At 61.9% G+C, this 17578-nt stretch carries 12 protein-coding genes; 7 read left to right on the top strand and 5 right to left on the bottom strand.

Features of this window, described 5'->3' with window-relative positions; genetic code table 11:
• Positions 1-21 precede the first annotated feature (21 nt).
• Positions 22-1356, top strand: coding sequence for an aspartate aminotransferase family protein (locus J3A65_RS20640; protein WP_174195610.1), 1335 nt, complete (start codon positions 22-24; stop codon positions 1354-1356).
• Between the two features lie 95 nt (positions 1357-1451).
• Here the strand turns inward: J3A65_RS20640 and J3A65_RS20645 are convergent, their stop codons facing one another.
• Both J3A65_RS20645 and J3A65_RS20650 read right to left on the bottom strand, forming a co-directional pair.
• Entirely contained in the window at positions 1452-3038 is a 1587-nt protein-coding gene (locus J3A65_RS20645) for a sorbosone dehydrogenase family protein (RefSeq protein WP_209903153.1), read from the bottom strand.
• 3 nt (positions 3039-3041) lie between these two features.
• Positions 3042-3482 (bottom strand): DUF2231 domain-containing protein, encoded by a 441-nt coding sequence (locus tag J3A65_RS20650; protein ID WP_209903156.1) that lies wholly within the window; start codon positions 3480-3482, stop codon positions 3042-3044.
• Between the two features lie 123 nt (positions 3483-3605).
• Here J3A65_RS20650 and J3A65_RS20655 point away from each other — a divergent pair, with 123 nt between their 5' ends.
• Positions 3606-4199, top strand: a complete 594-nt coding sequence (locus tag J3A65_RS20655) for a DNA-3-methyladenine glycosylase (protein ID WP_245341599.1) — start codon at positions 3606-3608, stop codon at positions 4197-4199.
• A 10-nt stretch (positions 4200-4209) separates the two neighbouring features.
• Here J3A65_RS20655 and J3A65_RS20660 read toward each other — a convergent pair whose 3' ends face one another.
• The 3 genes from J3A65_RS20660 to bcsN form a co-directional block, all read right to left on the bottom strand.
• Positions 4210-6684: a cellulose biosynthesis cyclic di-GMP-binding regulatory protein BcsB gene (locus tag J3A65_RS20660; protein ID WP_209903160.1), complete on the bottom strand. Its 2475-nt coding sequence runs from the start codon at positions 6682-6684 to the stop codon at positions 4210-4212.
• A gap of 5 nt (positions 6685-6689) precedes the next feature.
• On the bottom strand, positions 6690-8861 hold the full coding sequence (bcsA, locus tag J3A65_RS20665; protein WP_062453845.1) for a UDP-forming cellulose synthase catalytic subunit: 2172 nt from the start codon (positions 8859-8861) through the stop codon (positions 6690-6692).
• A 74-nt stretch (positions 8862-8935) separates the two neighbouring features.
• Entirely contained in the window at positions 8936-9982 is a 1047-nt protein-coding gene (bcsN, locus tag J3A65_RS20670; protein WP_162238117.1) for a cellulose biosynthesis protein BcsN, read from the bottom strand.
• A gap of 251 nt (positions 9983-10233) precedes the next feature.
• Here bcsN and J3A65_RS20675 point away from each other — a divergent pair, with 251 nt between their 5' ends.
• The 5 genes from J3A65_RS20675 (at position 10234) to J3A65_RS20695 (ending at position 17578) form a co-directional block, all read left to right on the top strand.
• Positions 10234-12618 (top strand): cellulose synthase, encoded by a 2385-nt coding sequence (locus tag J3A65_RS20675; RefSeq protein ID WP_209903163.1) that lies wholly within the window; start codon positions 10234-10236, stop codon positions 12616-12618.
• A gap of 440 nt (positions 12619-13058) precedes the next feature.
• Positions 13059-14681, top strand: a complete 1623-nt coding sequence (locus J3A65_RS20680; RefSeq protein ID WP_113109484.1) for a globin-coupled sensor protein — start codon at positions 13059-13061, stop codon at positions 14679-14681.
• Positions 14681-14974: an STAS domain-containing protein gene (locus tag J3A65_RS20685; RefSeq protein ID WP_062453840.1), complete on the top strand. Its 294-nt coding sequence runs from the start codon at positions 14681-14683 to the stop codon at positions 14972-14974. The genes J3A65_RS20680 and J3A65_RS20685 overlap by 1 nt, the downstream gene beginning before the upstream one ends.
• Before the next feature lie 2 nt (positions 14975-14976).
• Positions 14977-15342, top strand: coding sequence for a chemotaxis response regulator CheY1 (gene cheY1 / locus J3A65_RS20690; protein WP_062453839.1), 366 nt, complete (start codon positions 14977-14979; stop codon positions 15340-15342).
• Between the two features lie 16 nt (positions 15343-15358).
• Positions 15359-17578 (top strand): chemotaxis protein CheA, encoded by a 2220-nt coding sequence (locus J3A65_RS20695; RefSeq protein WP_062453838.1) that lies wholly within the window; start codon positions 15359-15361, stop codon positions 17576-17578.

The following is a 17578-nucleotide window of genomic DNA, read 5'->3' on the forward strand; positions in this document are numbered from 1 at the left end:
CCTATCGAACAGGAGGCTTTCATGGATCACGCGAGCAAGACAAACGCGCTCAATCTTGACAATTTCTGGATGCCGTTTACGGCAAACCGCCAGTTCAAGGCGACGCCGCGTCTGCTCGCGCAGGCGGATGGCATGTATTACACCGATGTCGACGGCAACAAGGTTCTCGACGGCACGGCGGGGCTGTGGTGCTGCAATGCCGGCCATGGTCGCAAGAAGATCGCACAGGCCGTCGAACGCCAGCTCACCACCATGGATTTTGCCCCGACCTTCCAGATGGGTCATCCCATCGCGTTCGATTTCGCCACGAAACTGGCGGAGCATGCGCCGGGTGGTGCCGCCGCCAAGCTGGATCGTGTCTTCTTTACCGGTTCCGGTTCCGAATCAGTCGATACCGCACTCAAGATCGCCATTGCCTATCAGCGGTCGATCGGGCAGGGGACCCGCACCCGTTTCATCGGTCGCGAGAAGGGCTATCACGGCGTCGGCTTCGGCGGCATTTCGGTCGGCGGTCTCGTCAACAATCGCCGTGTCTTTCCGCAGATCCCGGCAGACCATATGCGTCACACGCTCGATATCGAGCGCAACGCCTTCTCGAAGGGATTGCCGGCGCATGGCATCGAGCTTGCCGACGATCTCGAACGTCTCGTCGGACTGCACGGGGCGGAAACCATCGCAGCCGTGATCGTGGAGCCGATGTCAGGCTCCGCCGGCGTCATCCTGCCGCCCAAGGGCTATCTCGAAAAGCTGCGCGCAACGGCCACGAAACACGGCATTCTTCTGATTTTCGACGAAGTCATCACCGGCTTTGGCCGTCTCGGCATGCCGTTTGGCACGGATTACTTCGGTGTCGTGCCGGATCTCGTCACCACCGCCAAGGGCATTACCAACGGGACGATCCCGATGGGCGCGGTGTTTGCCAGCCGCACGATCTATGACGGACTGATGGCAGGGCCTGAGAACGCGATCGAGCTGTTCCACGGCTATACCTATTCCGGCCACCCGGTCGCTTGCGCCGCCGGTCTAGCGACCATGGAAATCTACGAGGAAGAGGGCTTGTTGACCCGCGCTGCTGGTCTTGCTGGCGAATGGGAAGAGGCGCTGCACTCGCTGAAAGGCCTGCCGCACGTCATCGACATCAGAAACCTTGGCCTCGTCGGCGCCGTCGAGCTGGCATCTCGCGAAGGCGCTGTGGGAGCACGTGCCTATGATGTCTTCGTCGATTGCTTCCAGAAGGGGCTGCTGGTCCGAGTCACGGGCGACACGATCGCGCTGTCGCCGCCGCTGATCATCGAAAAGGAGCAGATCGGCACCATCGTCTCGATGCTCGGTGATGCACTCAAGCGCGCGGCATGACGGGCGACCTTAAAAAGAAAGTGCAGCCGGTAGGTGGTACCGGCTGCACATGAGTTCGTCTGTCTAGCGTCGATAAGCGCGAGACCGTTTCCGGATCAGGGCCTTGCTGCTGGCGCAATGTCGGTTTGCGACGGCTGCAGCGTATCACTTTTACCGGACACTGGGGCCTGACCGGTCAGCCGCTCTTCTGCAGGGGCGGTTGGTGCGGCGAGTGCCGGTTCCGTGGAGCCGGTCGTCCCGTTGGCCGGAGGACTCACTGCTGCAACGGGTGCCCGATCCGTCTTGTCGGTGGTCGCGGCCTGCTGTGCGGTTGCCGCGGTCTGGTCGGTGCCGATCGGCTGCGGAATGACCGTGCCGTCGGCATTGGCGACCCGCCAGACCGTGTTGCCGGAATCGTCGGCAACCAGAAGCGCCCCCGTTCCATCGATCCCGACACCGACAGGTCTGCCGCGCGCCTGATCGTTCTCGATAAAGCCTGTCACGACGTCCTGTGCCTTGCCGACAGGCTTGCCGTTTTCGAAGGGCACATAGACGACCTTGTAGCCGTTGAAGTGATCCCGGTTCCAGCTGCCATGTTCGCCGATGAAGGCACCGCTTGCGAAGGCGGACGGCATGGCGGAATTGGCCGAAAACGTCAGGCCGAGTGCTGCGACATGGCTGGACAGCGCGTAGTCCGGCGCGATCGCCCGTTCGACCATGTCCGGCCGTGGCGGGTGAACGCGAACGTCGACATGGTTGCCGTAGTAGCTCCACGGCCAGCCGTAGAAGCCATCTTCCTTCACCGACGTCATGTAGTCCGGCACCAGGTTCGGACCGAGTTCATCACGCTCGTTGACGACGGTGTAGAGAACGCCCGTATCCGGGTTGAAGGCAAGACCATTCGGGTTGCGTAGGCCGGATGCAAAGACGCGTGCCGCCCCCGTCTGACGATCGACTTGCCAGATCGCGGCGCGGCCCTTTTCAGCCTCGAGCCCGTTCTCCACGATGTTGGAGTTCGAGCCGACTGAGACGTACAGCATCTTGCCATCGGGGCTGAGCGCCAGATCCTTGGTCCAATGGTGGTTGATTGGCCCACCAGGAAGCGGGGTCAGCACCTTGGGCGGCGCGGTAATCTCGTTCTGGCCGAGTTCATATGGGTAGGCGATCACGGCGCTGGCCGAGGCCACGTAGAGCGTATTGTCCACCCAAGCCAGGCCAAACGGGGAATCCAGCTTGGTCAGAAGGTCGTGTCGTTCGTCGACCGTGCCATCGAGATTGGTATCGCGCAGCAGAGTGATGATATTGGTTTCCTTCTCAGCGCCAATATCGCCGTGGGCGATCGACATGATCCAGCCGCGGATGAAATCCTTCGGCCTCGAGGTCGGCTCGCCTGCCGGTGCCTTGGATTGCACGACAAGCACGTCGCCGTTCGGCAGCGTGTGGACGGTGCGCGGGCTCGAAAGATCCTTGGCGTAAACGGTAACCTTCAGGCCTTCAGGAACCTTCGGCGTTTCGCCATCCTTCCAGCCGATCACTTCCGCGACTTTCAGGTCGGGGATGAGCGGGTGCGATGGTTCCGGCAGGACAGGATCGGGGCCAATCTGCGAGTTGACATCGAAGTCACTGCTTTGGGAAAAGGCCGGCAAGGCGGTGCCGAGCGACAGCGAAAGCGCGGAGGCAAAGAGAATGCGGGACGGCTTCATGGATCAGATCCTCCAGGCCAGGCGGGAATACTTGCGGGCGGAAATCGCGGCGGCGAAAATCGAGAGAACGAATGTGACGACAGAAATCGCCAGTCCGTAAGGCACAACGGCCGTCCAGCCGTCGCCGGCGTGAACAAGGCTATTGAGGAAAGCCAGCGCCAGAATGACGATATAGATGACGATGGTGAGAAATGCCGGGCGCAGCGGCCGTGTTCTTGGACGAAGCATATCCAGCAGGCCAGCGACGATTGCAACGCCACCGAAGACAAGGCCGGCGAACAGAAGCCAGGAGGAAAAGTTCTGCCACATCAGGTGACCATCGCTCAGCCAGAAGGCCAGGTCGGTCCCGAGTGTCAGGGTGAAGCAGACGAAAGGAAAGGGAACGAAGAGGGACTGCAGCGGATAGGCCGCAGAGTCTCTGTTATCGGAAGAAAAAACAGTCATGAAAACGCTCCGGGAGGCAAAGAGCCAGGGAATGGACGCCAACCCGTGACGAGGCCCTTTGTTCCCTTGGCGCTCTCGAGTGGTTAGGTTGGATCATGAACCGCAGAAATGGTGAGGCACGACATGGCACTGGCAGCCGGATTTTTCACGCGGTCCGCGGTGGATGTGGCGCGCGACCTGATCGGCGCTGAATTCGAGCTTTCGGGCGTCGGCGGCGTCATCGTCGAGACAGAGGCCTACCAGCCGGATGATCCGGCATCCCACAGCTTTCGCGGGCCGACGCCCCGCAACCTTGCCATGTTCGGGCCGGCCGGTCATGCTTATGTTTACCGTTCCTACGGCATCCACTGGTGCGTGAATTTCGTCTGCACGCCGGGCAGCGCGGTGCTGATCCGGGCCTTGCAGCCCGTGAACGGCATTGCCGAGATGGAACACCGGCGGGGCAGGGCGGAGCCCCTGCTGTTATGCTCCGGCCCCGGACGCGTCTGCCAGGCGCTGGGAATTGGTATCGAGCATGACGGCCTGTCGCTCATGGAAGTGCCTTTCCGGCTTGCTCCGCCGGTAACGCCGCCCTTGGTGGTCGCGGGACGGCGGATCGGAATATCGCGTGGTATCGACCAGCCCTGGCGGTTCGGCCTTCAGGGATCGCTGCATGTCAGCCGACGCTTTACCGGTAAGGGAGGGTTGCCGGAGGACCCGACAGCCGCACGGGATTGACCTGCCGTGCCTATTTCCGACCGAGCCGGGTCAGCAGTCCACCGGTTGCCAGCCCCACGAGAATTGCACTCGCGACGAGAAGCAGTCCGTAGGACATGATGTTGTCCGACAGCCAGTTCGTTGCGATCAACCGTGCATTCGAGAGTGAAAAGTTTGCAGTCGGCGTGAAGTGAAACCAGTTGACCGGAACAATCACCGGATCTGCTTCGGAAACATCGTGCACGGACACGCGTCCGTCGAGCTGGTTCCACGCCTCGCGTGCCGAAAAGGCCTCCATCCCGGCGGAAAGCTCATCGCCCGTCGCGCCGATCACCGCCGTCCAGGTGCCGGTCTGGGTCGGATCGTTTTCCTGTGCGATGATCATTCCGGCGGTTTTCGGGGGCACATAGATCGCGTCACCGGCCGGCGCAAACCGCAGCATCGGTGCGGAGAGGTCAAAGTTCCGCTTGGCCCAATCCGCCACGGAAGAAAGCTGTCGGCCGAAGAAGTTGTTGCCGTTGCGATCCTGCCAGTCCTGGAGCGTCAATGACGCCCGGTCGGCCGGGACGTGATCGCTGTTCTCACCCCAGCTACCGCGGCTTTTCTGCTCGATGCCGAGATCCGTCAGGATATTGGCTGGAAATTCGGAGATCGCGCCGACAAACAGCGCATTGCGCCCGGCGATACGCGCCGTTGAAATCGTCACCGAGACCGGTATTGCCCGATGTGACGCGGTCGCGATCTTGCCAAGGAAAGTCGCCGCAGATCCGAGGGTCTTTTCATCGATCCGCCCGAGGAACAAAGGAACGGACTCGGTGCCGGTCGAATAGGGAAAGCCGGTGCCGGACGTAGCGCCGAGATTGGGGACGCGGGCGATGCGGGCGAAATCCGGCATCTCGAACTGTGAAGTACCGAAGAGAGCAAACCGCGTGCCTTCATTCGCAGAGGCACCCGGCGCGCAGGCCTTGTCAGACGCCGTCAGCAGCGCAGCTTCGAGCGTGATCGTGTTGACCCCAGGCTTGAAGTGACGCAGCGTCAGCTTGATCGGCAGGTGGCGCAGAATGGCGCCTCCGTCCGAGGTGATCGGAACGGTTGAGGCAATATTCCCATTGACGAAGACGTCGATGTGACTGCCGGGCAGAACCTCCGACACATAGGCCGCATCCAGCAGGATCCGCGCTTCGCCATAGGCGTTCGCGTAGAAATCCGCCGGAACGCCGATTGTGAACTCGGTACGGTAAAGCCGCCCGGAAAACTCCTCGCTGCTGACCCCGAGAGAATTGAAATCAATCGATTTCTCGGCAAACAGGAATGGCGTATCGATGCCGCGCCAGCTCGAGGTCGCCAGTGTATCGCGGCGCTGGATGCTGCCGCCATCGGTGGAGGCAACGAAACTGTCGATAAGGCCCTGAAGCGCCGGCCAGCTGGGTCCCGACAGGACCAGAGCGGAGGATCCGTGCCCAGGGTAATCGGTAAAGCTTGCAACGGCTGCACTGGAAGCGGCTGCCGCCAGGTTCGGAAGGATCGGTCGAAGTTCGTCCGGTGTCCCCACGAAGACCGCAAGTTCGCCGGGCCTCAGATCGGGTGTAATGGTTTTCTGGAATGAAAACGACTGGTTCGGCATGCCGCCCACCAGCGATAGTCCCTGCGCAAGCCGCATCAGAACATCCGTCGCGGCCAGCTGGTCGAGCGCCGGCACAATCAAGCGGAATCGCGTCTTTCCGCTGCCGTCGACGCCGACTGCCCTGACATCGTCCAGTCGGTTGAACCGGTCGCTACGCTCGTCGTCGAACGCCAGGAACGTCCGCTTCGGGTCGATGTCGGTCCAGAGTTCGAACGTGGATTCGACCGTGCAGTCGGTGCGGTGACGCTGATTGGCCGCGAACCGTACCATATTGCCGCCCGCCTTCAGAACGCCCGGCGGTATGTCGAGCACCCGTTCGAACGGCTGGTCGGGCGATGCAATCTTGTCGCCATAGATCTCGACGTCGTTGATCGTCACGGAAAGTCGCGAGGCCTCCGGCGCAACGACGATCGAGTTCTGGTATGTGAGGTGCAGCTTTGCACCCGTCGCCGCCTGCTCCTCGGTCAGGTAGACGGACCAGGAACGCTGCTGGACCTCGCCGTTCAGGCGCAGCGACGGGGCAGGGATGAGGTAGCGCCGCGCCGTTTCGGTCGAAGCCTTGGCTGCCGCCTGAGGAGCAGGGGCCGTTACCGGAGAGGGAGAAGCGGTGGCCGCCGGTGCCGGTGCCGCGGGCGTTTTTGGAGCGGCTGGAATGGGCCGTTGAACCTGTGGCACAGGTGCCGGAGCCGGGGTTTGCGGTGAAGGCGGCGCGGTCGGGGTTACACCTTGGCGGGACCGCTCCGGACCCATGTCGAATGGCGATGATGCGGTGGCCGGCGATTGACCGGGTTGCTGCGCAAGCGACGAGACCGACAGGGCGCCGGTCGATGCCAGCATGGCCGCGACGAAGAGAAGGCGGGGGAAGCGTGTATTGATGATCATGTCGCTCAACCTTCCTTCGTCGTCTGGCTCTTGCCCAGATCCTTCAACAGGTAGCCGAGGCCGCGGGTCGTCTGATAGGCGGCAAGACCCAGGAACCAGATCGTGCCGCGCAAGAGGCCCGGGTTGTAACGTCGCGAGGTCTGGAATTGTGTCCACTGGCTCGAATTGGCGAATATGAGATCGGCGATCAAACGGTGATCGGTGGATTTCTGGGGCATGTAGCGGCACCCCGCCGTTGTCACGTCGCCGACCGTATCGAAATTGCGGATTTCGATCGGCAAGTCGCTGATCGGCAGGTCGCTGAACGGCTGGAACCGGAGCACACCCATGGCACCGTTCGCGATGTCCCTGGCGCCTTCCGTATAGATCTGCAGTGCTGCACCATTGACCGAAACATCCTCGATCGTCGCCGTGAACCAGCGGTCGCCGATCCCGAATTCGCAACGCCGGCTGACGCGGATACGGCGGGACGACTGCTTCTCTCCACGTTCGGAAACGACGCCGAGCGCGCAGCCCGCAATGATGATGTTGAGAAGATTCCAGCCGCCCACGACCAGCGTCACGTCCGCCTTGAACGGCTCGGTATAGACCCGGTAGATGCTGATGAAGAAGGCAATGACGAGAACGCAGAAGATCACGAAGAACGGACGGCTGATCTCCGAAAGTCGGCTGACGGACACGGACTCGTCCTTCGCCGTCACTTTGAAGGTCGGCTTGCGCGGATTGAGCATGACCGAAACGACAGCCGGCAGCAAGTGCACGGTCTGGACGTATTCGTAGAGCTCCGAAATCCACGGCCAGCGGAACGACCCATAGAGGTAGTTCTGCATCAGCATGTTCACGATCATATAGGTCAGCGAGTAGACCAGGAACTCGCCGCCGGACGAGGTGAAGATCTGCAGATCGAAGAACAGATAAAACAGCGGCGCAAACAGGAAGATCGTCCGCGGGAAGGGAAACAGCCAGAATAGCGTCGAAGACATGTAGCAGAGGCGCTGCGGGAAGGAGAGCCCGCGCTTGAGCGGCGGGAAGCGGAACCGAAGGATCTGCATCATCCCTTGCGCCCAGCGCGAGCGCTGGCCGATAAAGCTGGCGAAGGTCGCCGGCTGCAGGCCGGCAATCAGTGGGCGGTCGACATAGATGCTGTGCCAGCCGAGACCGTGCAGATCGAGCGCGGTTTCACAGTCTTCCGTGATGCTGACGCCGCTGAAACCGTTGGAGACTTCGAGCGCCTTGCGGTTGAGAACGGCCGCGGAGCCGCAGAAAAAGGCGGCATTCCACTTGTCGAGACCACGCTGGATGATGCCGTAGAACATCTCGTTCTCGCTCGGCATCTTCTCGAATGTGCGCAGGTTGCGCTCGACGGGATCAGGATTGAGGAAGAAGTGCGGCGTCTGCACGAGGAAGAGTTTCGGCTCCTTCTCGAAATAGTGGACGGTTTCCAAGAGGAAGTCGCGCGTCGGGGCGTGGTCGGCGTCGAACACGGCAATCAGATCGCCGCTCGAATGGGCAAGCCCGTTGTTGAGGTTGCCGGCCTTGGCGTGTTCGTTGCGCTCGCGGGTCAGGTATTTGACGCCGAGGTCTTCGCAAAGCTGGTTGAGGGCCTTGTAGCGCGCATCCGCAGCCCTTGCATCCGCCACGTTGTCGGCGCGGCGCTTCTGCAGCGTGCTGCCGTCATCGAGCAGCCAGACGGTCAACTTGTCGGCCGGGTAATCCATGTTGCGGCAGGCTGCAAGCGTGTTGGCAAGCAGCGTCTCGTCCTCGTTGTAGGACGGCACAAAGACGTCGACGCTCGGAAGCGGTCCTTCCGTGCGGCCGTGCGGCTTTCGCGCCGGCAGCGGCATGGCAACGACGAAGAGGCTGAGCGCCAGCATCATCACGCTGTACATTTCCGCAAGATAGACGAGCATGCCGGGAATGAAATTCTCCAGCTGGTTCACCGGCGGCAGCGTGCTCGTCGTGCGCCAGTAGACGTAGCGCATCACCATCGCGGTGCCGAAGGCGAGAGCCACGAGACGCCATTTGCCGTCGGCGTTGAGCATCTTGATGATGATCATCACCGTGACGATCAGGACGCTCGCGATCAACTGGGTGCGCGTGTTGATCGGCAGGGTGACCAGGGTCACGATCATGATCGTGGCGAGAACCCACACGATGGCAGAAATAAAAGTACGCATCGCCGGATTACCTTTGCGGTTCGATCGACCGGATTACGGTTGGCAGGATCACGACGGGATTGCCGGCCTGACGCTCAGCGACATACGACATTGGCACCCTCCGCCTGTGTCGAGCAGGAAGGCGAAGGAACAGTGACGCGCGGAGCGGCTGCGGGTGTCAGTGACCTCGGGGACGCAGCAGCGTCCGAGGGTGCTGACGGACTGAGGCCTGCGGGAGAAAGGGCGGAAACGCTGGGGATCCTTGGCCCCACCGGCTGCATGACAGGCTCCATCATGCTGCTGGCAACCGGTGCTACGGCTGGCCGGACCGGCGCCGCAGGGGCTGCGCGGCGGATCATCGGCGCAGCTTGTCGTTGCGGCAGGACCGGAACGATAGCTTCCGTCGAGGCAGGACGCGGGTAGGTCGGAGCGCCGGTTCGTCCGATTTCAGGCGAAAGCGGGCTCGCATCGCCATAGGGATTCCAGCCGAGCGAGTCGACGGAGGCGTTGATGGTGAAATTGTACATGAAGGCGAGAAGCGCCTGCTCCGTCGCGCCGGCCTCGCAGATCCGCACGCGGATCTGGATCGAGCCGTAATTATCGACCGGCGACATCTTCTGCGCCTGCGAGCGGATCTGCTGCCATCCGTAGAGGCAAAGATCGCTGCCCCTGCCGCGCCCGAACGCATAGCCGAACGGGCCATAGCTGTTCTGGACGTAAAATTGCGACCGCACCATCCGTACACCGGGAAACCCGGATGCCATTTCGCGGGCCGTGCCGCTTTGCGAGACCATTTTCGACGTCAGCCGGTTCGAGCTATAGCTGAACGCGCTCTTCGTGCCGAAGAACTGCGCCTTGATGAAGTTCTGGCCGGGCGTGAGTGCGGATGTGAAGAGCGGAATTTCCTGCTCGATGGCGTTGTCGTAGCGCCGCTCGATGACGCCGACGATACCGGGGCCGGATGGCGGGGGCATGACCATGGCTTCTTCCGCCTGCACGGTCTTCACCAGGGCGCCCGGCTGGATCGGAGCTCCGCCGCAACTTGCCAGGACGAGAGGCAGCAATCCTGCGATGGCAATTGCGAAGCTTCGGCGGTCGCTGCGTACGAACCGGCGAACTTCGGCAAATGATCTTTTCGTCATGGGCACTCGCATATAATGGCGCATCTATTGGACAGTCATCGTCCGATCGCTTCCGTCTCGATTTCCGCTTCCACAAAAGTCTACGCAACGAAGCGAATCGCGAGTCTTGCTTACAATTTGCTAAACAAATCTAAATTGTTCGTTAACCATATCAGCTCATTCTTACACATCATGGCGTTCATGCCATTGATACGCCTCGTTGCGGGGCAACAGGTCGGGGTTAGGATCGGGATCGGAAGTCCATGAAGGTTATGATGATCTCATTGACGGTGGTAGGTATCGCCGCTGTTGGATTCTGGAGCCTCGATAGACAATCCTCCAATGTCGACATGACGCAGCTGACCGGCGCCATCAGTCCCGAAGCGCCCGCATGGGCAGACGGTATGCAGCCGCGTCCCAAGACCGAGCGGCTTACGGCTCAACTGCTCTCCTCAGACGAACCTTCCGCGCAGTCTCCGGGTGCAGCAGCGCTTGTGATCACGCAAACGCTGCCGAACGGATCCGCCACCGAACCGGCCGATACGCCTTCCCCGGCGCGTTCGGGCATGCCCTTGATCGCACAGTCCCCGGCCGCATCGTCGCCACCACCCTTGCAGCGTCCCGAAAACTTGACGGCGCAGCGCGGCAACACGCCGCCTCCGGTCGTCGTGGATGAAAGCGCCTTGCGATATTTTGCTGCCCGTGGCGACACGGCACGGCTTCAGGCCGAGATCTCGCGCCTGCGCGCGCTCTATCCGACCTGGTCGCCGCCCGCTGATCCGCTGGCTGTGCGCGCAAGCAGTGATCCGCAGCTCGAAAACATGTGGCAACTCTATGCACAGTCGCGCTTTGCCGACGTGCGTAAGGCAATCGCCGACCGTCAGACTTCCGAGAGCGGCTGGCAGGCACCGGACGATCTCCTCGACCGGCTAAAGCTTGCCGAGGCACGTGTCAGCCTGACCGGCGCCTCCGACAGCAAGGATTACGACGTCGTCATCCGCATGGCGGCCGAAAACCCGAGCCTTCTCACCTGCAGCGAAATCGACGTCTTGTGGCGGGTGGCGGAAGCCTTTGCCGAGACCGAGCGACAGGGTCGCGCCCGGGATGCCTATCTCTACGTTCTGGACAATTGCGAGGACACCGCCGCGCGTGTCGCCACGGTGCAGAAGGCGAGTGAACTTCTTCCCTCCACCATGCTGGAAGATCTCCTCGCCAAGGAAAAAACTCCCGCCGGTGGTCAGCCGGAATTCGAGGGTCTGAGAAACGATCTCGCGCGCCGCTTTATCAGCGAAGCCGGCGACGATGCGAAACTGGTCGTCGGCCAGCAGTATGTCACGCGTCTCGAACAACTCGCGGAACGCGAAGGGCTCGCCTCGGACGCGCTGCTGCTGGGCTGGTATGCCTATCGCAGAGACAATCTCGGCGGTGCCGAGCGCTGGTTCCGGCGCGCCTATGGCAAGGAAGAGACGGCCTCCGCTGCTGAGGGGCTGGCGCTCACCCTGGTCCGCCAGAAGTCGCCGCTTGAAGCGGAAAACGTTCTCTATCGTTTCCGGGAAAGTTCCGAAGGCACCAAGGCGGCCTATCTTTCCGCCGTCGCCAATCTTCTTGCACTCGATCCTCCGCCCATGCTGCAGGAAGAGGTTCTGGCCCGCATGGCGCCTGTCGTGATCGCCGCCCGCGATGCCGACGCGGCACAACAGTTCGGCTGGTATGCAAGAGCAATGCGGCAGCTTCGCACGGCCGCCGAGTGGTTCGGGGCAGCACTCGCCTGGAAGCCGGATGACGAGCCCTCCGCCTATGGTCTGGCGCTGACCCGCAACGACCTGGGCGACCGGGCCGGTGTCGCTTCTCTCCAGCGTGCCTGGGGCGGTCGTTCAGAGCGCATTGCAAATCTCGGCAGACCATCTGTCGCGGGCGTCGACGACCGGACAGGTTACCGTCGCCAACCGCCGCTGCCGAGCGTCAGGCCCGAGGATCGCGTTGCGGAAGCCTATTCGCAGCAGGACGGACAACCCTACCAGCAACCAGCGCAACGCAGCGTTCAGCAACCCAACCCGCAGCGTGCCGCTGCAACCCGGCAGCCTGTTGCCGTGCAGCCGTCGGTCCGCCAGGCAACCAGATCCGCTCAGGCAAGCTCCGGGCCGCCGTCGCGCGGTTGTGCTCTGACGGAACTCCGCCAGACCAATCCGGACCAGGCACTATCGCGCGGTTGGTGCCTGATGGATCTGAACAGGCCGCTCGAAGCCGTCAAGGCTTTCGAGGTCGCGCAAAACAGTGCTTCCGACGTGGTCCGCTCCGATGCGTCCTATGGTCGAAGCCTTGCCTATCTGCGGGCAGGCCTGACGGATCAGGCATCGGTTGCCGCGGCCGCCGCCAAGCAGACCAACTCCCGCGCCGTGGAGCTTCAGAGCGCCATTCTTGCCAATCGCGCCCAAAGCTCCTTCAACCTCGGTCGCTACCGGGAGGCGCTCATCGCGCTCGATCAGCGCGCCCAGATCACGCCGGAACAGACCGATCTGATGATCCTTCGCGGCTACGCCTACCTCAATGTCGGTCGCAAGCCCGATGCGCGAAGAATTTTTCAGGCTCTTGCATCGACCGGAAGCAAGGACGGCCAACGAGCGCTGGCCGAACTGATCTGGCCGCCGGACAATTGAAACATCGGCACAAGCTGAACTTCCAGATTAGATCCATTTGATTTTACTGAAAGTTTTAAAGCTTTTGGTTGAGCTGTTCTGCGCCTCTGTTTGTTGTCACCTTTGCGGACAGTCGGAGCTATGGCCGGTTTCTGACTTTGCTTGAAAGAGCATTTCACACCGCCCGTGTTAACCTTCGGGCAAGGAATTAACCATACATATTAGATAGACGGCGAATGGGATGTCCCGAGGGCTCCCAACAGGCATGAAGCCGCCAAGCCGTACCGGTCTGAATCCGGTATTTCTCATCGACAGATTACGAAATGCTTCGCGGTATAAGCATCGCCACCGCAGACAGGTCATGGCCTGTCCCGGCACGCTCCCGCCCGTTTCGGATTTGCCTCGCTGGGCGGCAATACACCAACTCGTCGGGTTGGTCTGACTTTCATGCGGGGACGGTTTTGGTGCAGGACACGCCGACAGAACAGGGGCGACGGAGCCAGGCGGGCAGCCTGAGCGAACGCTTGGCCTTTGCTGGCCTCGACGGGGACCTGCGCGACTTGCTGCGCCGGTGCCGGCCGCAGCTCGAACCGCATCTCAAAGCCGGATTGCGCGACTATTTTCATCGGCTGCAGTCCGTTCCCGAAGCTGCCGGTATCTTCGAAAGCGAACAGCAGATCGAACGCCTGCATGACCTCCAGGCGTCTCACTGGAGCGTGCTCAGCGACGCGCGCTTCGATGCACTGTATGCCGAACGGGTCAAACTCCTCTCCGATACCGAAAGCCGCATGGGTCTTGATCCGCGCTGGCACCTTGCCGGTCATTCGGTGATGCTCGAGCATCTGATCACCGGTGCGGTCGCCGGCATGTCATCCCGCTCCATTCTTCCGGCAAGTCGCAAGCGCGAACAGGAACTCAACGATCTCGTCAGCGCAATCGTGCGTCTCGTCATGGTCGACGCGGAGATCGCAGTGTCGTTGCGCTTTAACGAATTGCGCCTCAAGCACCAGCGTGCCCTGACCGAGCAGCGCCAGGCCGATCAGGCGCAGGCCGTTGAGACCTTCCTCTCCGTGGTTTCAGCGCTGGCCGATCGCGATCTGACCGCAAAGGTTCCGGACGACATGCCGGACGCCTATCGCGAACTCGGCGACATCCTCAACAGCGCCATCGGCGACCTCCGCACGACATTCGAGACCGTCGGCGAGACCGGAATCCAGGCGGACATGCTGACCGACGCTCTTTCCGAGAGCGCACGCACGTTCGCCAGAACTTCCGAGAACCAGTCCGCCCGCTTGCAAAAGTCTGGCGAAGCGCTTTCGTCGATCGCTGCCGGTGTCCGCCAGAGTGCCGTCGGCACGGCCGCCGCCGAAAAGGCGACGGCCGCCACACGCCGGTCAGCGGAAGACAGCGGCAAGGTCGTCGGTCAGGCGATCAGCGCCATGGCGGATATCGAAGCGTCAGCCGAAAAGATCGGCCAGATCATCGGCACGATCGACGAGATCGCATTCCAGACCAATCTCCTCGCCCTCAATGCCGGCATCGAAGCCGCCCGCGCCGGCGACAGTGGCCGCGGCTTTGCTGTCGTTGCGCAGGAGGTGAGGGCGCTCGCCCAGCGTTCCGCCGAGGCCGCCCGCGAGATCAAGACGCTCGTCAACGGCACTAAGACGCAGGTCGATGCCGGTGTCGAAATGGTTCACCGCACGCAGGGCGCCATCGATGGCATCGTCCAGCAGGTGTCCGCCATCAACGACACGATTGCGGGCATAGCTCGCGATACCGGGGTCCAGGCGGAAGGCCTCGACGTCGTCACGGCACATGTCAGTGATCTCAGCCAGGAAGTCGCATCCAATGCCGTTCTGGCGCGTCGCTCGGGCGAAGGCGCGGACGAATTGCAGACGGTGATCCTGGAGCTTGGACGCACGGTTCGCGAATTCCGGATTGCGCGACAGGGCCGTTACGATGACGACCGCTCAAGACCGGCTGCACGCCGGCCGGAAATTGCCACCGACATCTCCCCGCGGGCCGCGGCGGAACGCATCGGTTCCTCAGAGACATTTTACTCCAAACGACAAGGAATAAGCTGATGGCGGCCAAGAAAGCCGGTCCGGGAAGTTTGAAACTGTCTTCCGTGCTGGACCTCAACGAGGCGTCCGCGCTGCACGCCAAACTGCTGTCCATGCGCGGTAGCGACATCGTCATCGATGCGTCCGGTGTCGAGCGTCTCGGCGTCCAGTGCGTCCAGGTCCTCGTCGCCGGCGCAAACGCCTGGGATGACGACAAGAAGTCCTTTGCCGTCCAAAAGCCTTCCGATGCCTTCGTCAAGACGATGCAGCTCATCGGCCTCGATACACAGAATTTGGTTGCTAAGGAGATTTAGCGATGAAGAAAAAAGTCCTGACCGTGGACGATTCACGGACGATCCGGAACATGCTTCTGGTCACTCTCAACAACGCCGGTTTCGAAACCATCCAGGCTGAAGACGGCATCGAAGGTCTCGAAGTCCTCGAAGGCTGCAACCCCGATGTGATCGTCACCGACATCAACATGCCGCGCCTCGACGGCTTCGGTTTCATCGAAGGCGTTCGCCGCAACGACAAGTATCGCGCCATCCCGATCCTGGTCCTGACCACGGAAAGCGACGCGGAGAAGAAGAACCGCGCCCGCCAGGCCGGTGCCACGGGTTGGATCGTCAAGCCGTTCGATCCCGCTAAACTGATCGATGCCATCGAGCGTGTAACCGCCTGAGCCAGGAAATCCTCCCATGGATATGAACGAAATCAAAGAGATCTTCTTTCAGGAATGCGAAGAACAGCTCGCTGAACTGGAATCTGGTCTGCTGAAGCTGAACGACGGGGACCGCGACCCCGAAACGGTCAACGCCGTCTTCCGCGCCGTTCATTCCATCAAGGGTGGAGCAGGCGCCTTCGGCCTCGATGACCTCGTGGGCTTTGCCCACGTCTTCGAGACGACGCTCGACTGCGTCCGGTCCAACAAGCTCGAGCCGAACCAGGACGTTCTGAAGGTGATGCTGAAATCGGCCGACGTGCTCGCCGATCTCGTCACCGCGTCCCGTGACGGCGGTGGTGTGGACGAGGCGCGATCACGCGGCCTCGTCAAGGAACTGGAAGCCCTTGCCCATGGCGAAATGCCTTCGGCCCATGCCGAAGTCGCAAAGCCTGCAAAGGCCGAGGCACCGAAGCCGAGCGATGACAGCGGTTTCCAGCCGATCCCTTTCACCTTCGATGGTTTCGACGACGACGTCCCGGCAGCAAAAGGGTCGGTCTACGAGATCGGCTTCAAGCCGCGCCACGATCTCTATGCCAAGGGCAACGAAGCAGCCCTCCTGCTGCGCGACCTGTCCAAGCTCGGCGAGATGAGCGTCGGCTGCGACATGGAGCAGCTGCCGACCCTCGACAAGCTGGATCCGGAAGCCTCCTATTTCAGCTGGAAAATCTCCCTGACGACCGAAAAGACCGAAGCCGATATTCGCTCGGTGTTCGAATTCGCCGAGTGGGACTGTGATCTCGACGTCAAGCTGGCCGCAGCAAAGCCAAGCGACGAAGAACTGCCGATGGTTCCGGTACCATTCGATCTCTCGTCGCTCGACGATGAGCTCGGCTCCGACACGAAGGCTGCCGACGAGGCAGCCGCCGTCGTGGCGACTGAAGCTGCCGCCAACGTCAGCAAGATGGCTGCCGCCGCGGCACGCGTCGAAAAGAAGGAAGCCGCAGCACCCGCGCCGGCTCCGGCCCAGGCCGCTGCCACAGCGGCCGCCGGCCAGACGATCCGCGTCGATCTCGATCGCGTCGATCGCCTGATCAACCTGGTCGGCGAGCTTGTCATCAACCAGGCGATGCTCTCGCAGAGCGTCATCGAAAACGATGCCAGCGGCACCTCCGCCGTCAATATGGGTCTCGAAGAGCTGCAGCAGCTGACGCGCGAGATCCAGGACTCGGTCATGGCGATCCGCGCGCAGCCGGTCAAGCCGGTCTTCCAGCGCATGTCGCGTATCGTCCGCGAAGTCGCAGACATGGTCGGCAAGCAGATCCGTCTGGTCACCGAAGGCGAGAACACCGAAGTCGACAAGACGGTTATCGACAAGATCGCCGAGCCGTTGACCCACATGATCCGAAACGCTGTCGACCACGGCATCGAAAGCCCTGAAAAGCGCGAAGCCGCCGGCAAGGATCCGGAAGGCACGATCAAGCTTTCGGCCAAGCATCGTTCGGGCCGCATCCTGATCGAACTGATCGACGACGGTGGCGGCATCAACCGTGAGCGCGTCAAGCAGAAGGCAATCGACAACGACCTGATTTCGCCGGATGCCAATCTGTCGGACGAGGAAATCGACAACCTCATCTTCGCGCCTGGCTTCTCGACGGCCGACACGATCTCCGACATTTCCGGCCGCGGCGTCGGCATGGATGTGGTCAAGCGTTCGATCCAGGCACTTGGCGGCCGTATCTCGATCTCCTCGCGCCCGGGTCTGGGCTCGACCTTCACCATGAGCCTGCCGCTCACGCTCGCCGTCCTTGACGGCATGGTGGTAACGGTTGCCGGCCAGACGCTTGTCGTGCCGTTGACGGCGATCGTGGAGACATTGCAGCCGGAAGCGTCTGCCATCCACTCGTTTGGCGCAACGCAGCGGCTCATCTCGATCCGCAACTCGTTCTGCCCGCTGGTCGATGTCGGCCGCATCCTCAACTTCCGCGCCACACAGGCAAATCCGGTCGAGGGCGTGGCACTTCTGGTCGAATCCGAAGGCGGCGGTCAGCGCGCGCTGATGGTCGATGCCATCCAGGGTCAGCGTCAGGTCGTCATCAAGTCGCTGGAAGCCAACTACACCCATGTTCCGGGCATTGCCGCCGCCACCATCCTTGGTGATGGCCGCGTCGCTCTCATCCTGGATGTTGACGCAGTGGTCGCCGCGTCCCGCGGGCAGTCGCTCAGTCCGGAGATGTCGCTCGCTGCGACAGGTTGA

The sequence above is a fragment of the Rhizobium sp. PvP014 genome, from assembly GCF_017876855.1.
Classification (GTDB): Bacteria; Pseudomonadota; Alphaproteobacteria; order Rhizobiales; family Rhizobiaceae; genus Neorhizobium; species Neorhizobium soli.

Coding starts and splice junctions, on each gene's coding strand:
- J3A65_RS20650 (WP_209903156.1), bottom strand. CDS start 3,482: ATGACTGTTTTTTCTTCCGATAACAGAGACTCTGCGGCCTATCCGCTG.
- J3A65_RS20640 (WP_174195610.1), top strand. CDS start 22: ATGGATCACGCGAGCAAGACAAACGCGCTCAATCTTGACAATTTCTGG.
- J3A65_RS20685 (WP_062453840.1), top strand. CDS start 14,681: ATGGCGGCCAAGAAAGCCGGTCCGGGAAGTTTGAAACTGTCTTCCGTG.
- J3A65_RS20655 (WP_245341599.1), top strand. CDS start 3,606: ATGGCACTGGCAGCCGGATTTTTCACGCGGTCCGCGGTGGATGTGGCG.
- cheY1 (WP_062453839.1), top strand. CDS start 14,977: ATGAAGAAAAAAGTCCTGACCGTGGACGATTCACGGACGATCCGGAAC.
- bcsN (WP_162238117.1), bottom strand. CDS start 9,982: ATGACGAAAAGATCATTTGCCGAAGTTCGCCGGTTCGTACGCAGCGAC.
- J3A65_RS20645 (WP_209903153.1), bottom strand. CDS start 3,038: ATGAAGCCGTCCCGCATTCTCTTTGCCTCCGCGCTTTCGCTGTCGCTC.
- J3A65_RS20695 (WP_062453838.1), top strand. CDS start 15,359: ATGGATATGAACGAAATCAAAGAGATCTTCTTTCAGGAATGCGAAGAA.
- J3A65_RS20660 (WP_209903160.1), bottom strand. CDS start 6,684: ATGATCATCAATACACGCTTCCCCCGCCTTCTCTTCGTCGCGGCCATG.
- bcsA (WP_062453845.1), bottom strand. CDS start 8,861: ATGCGTACTTTTATTTCTGCCATCGTGTGGGTTCTCGCCACGATCATG.
- J3A65_RS20675 (WP_209903163.1), top strand. CDS start 10,234: ATGATGATCTCATTGACGGTGGTAGGTATCGCCGCTGTTGGATTCTGG.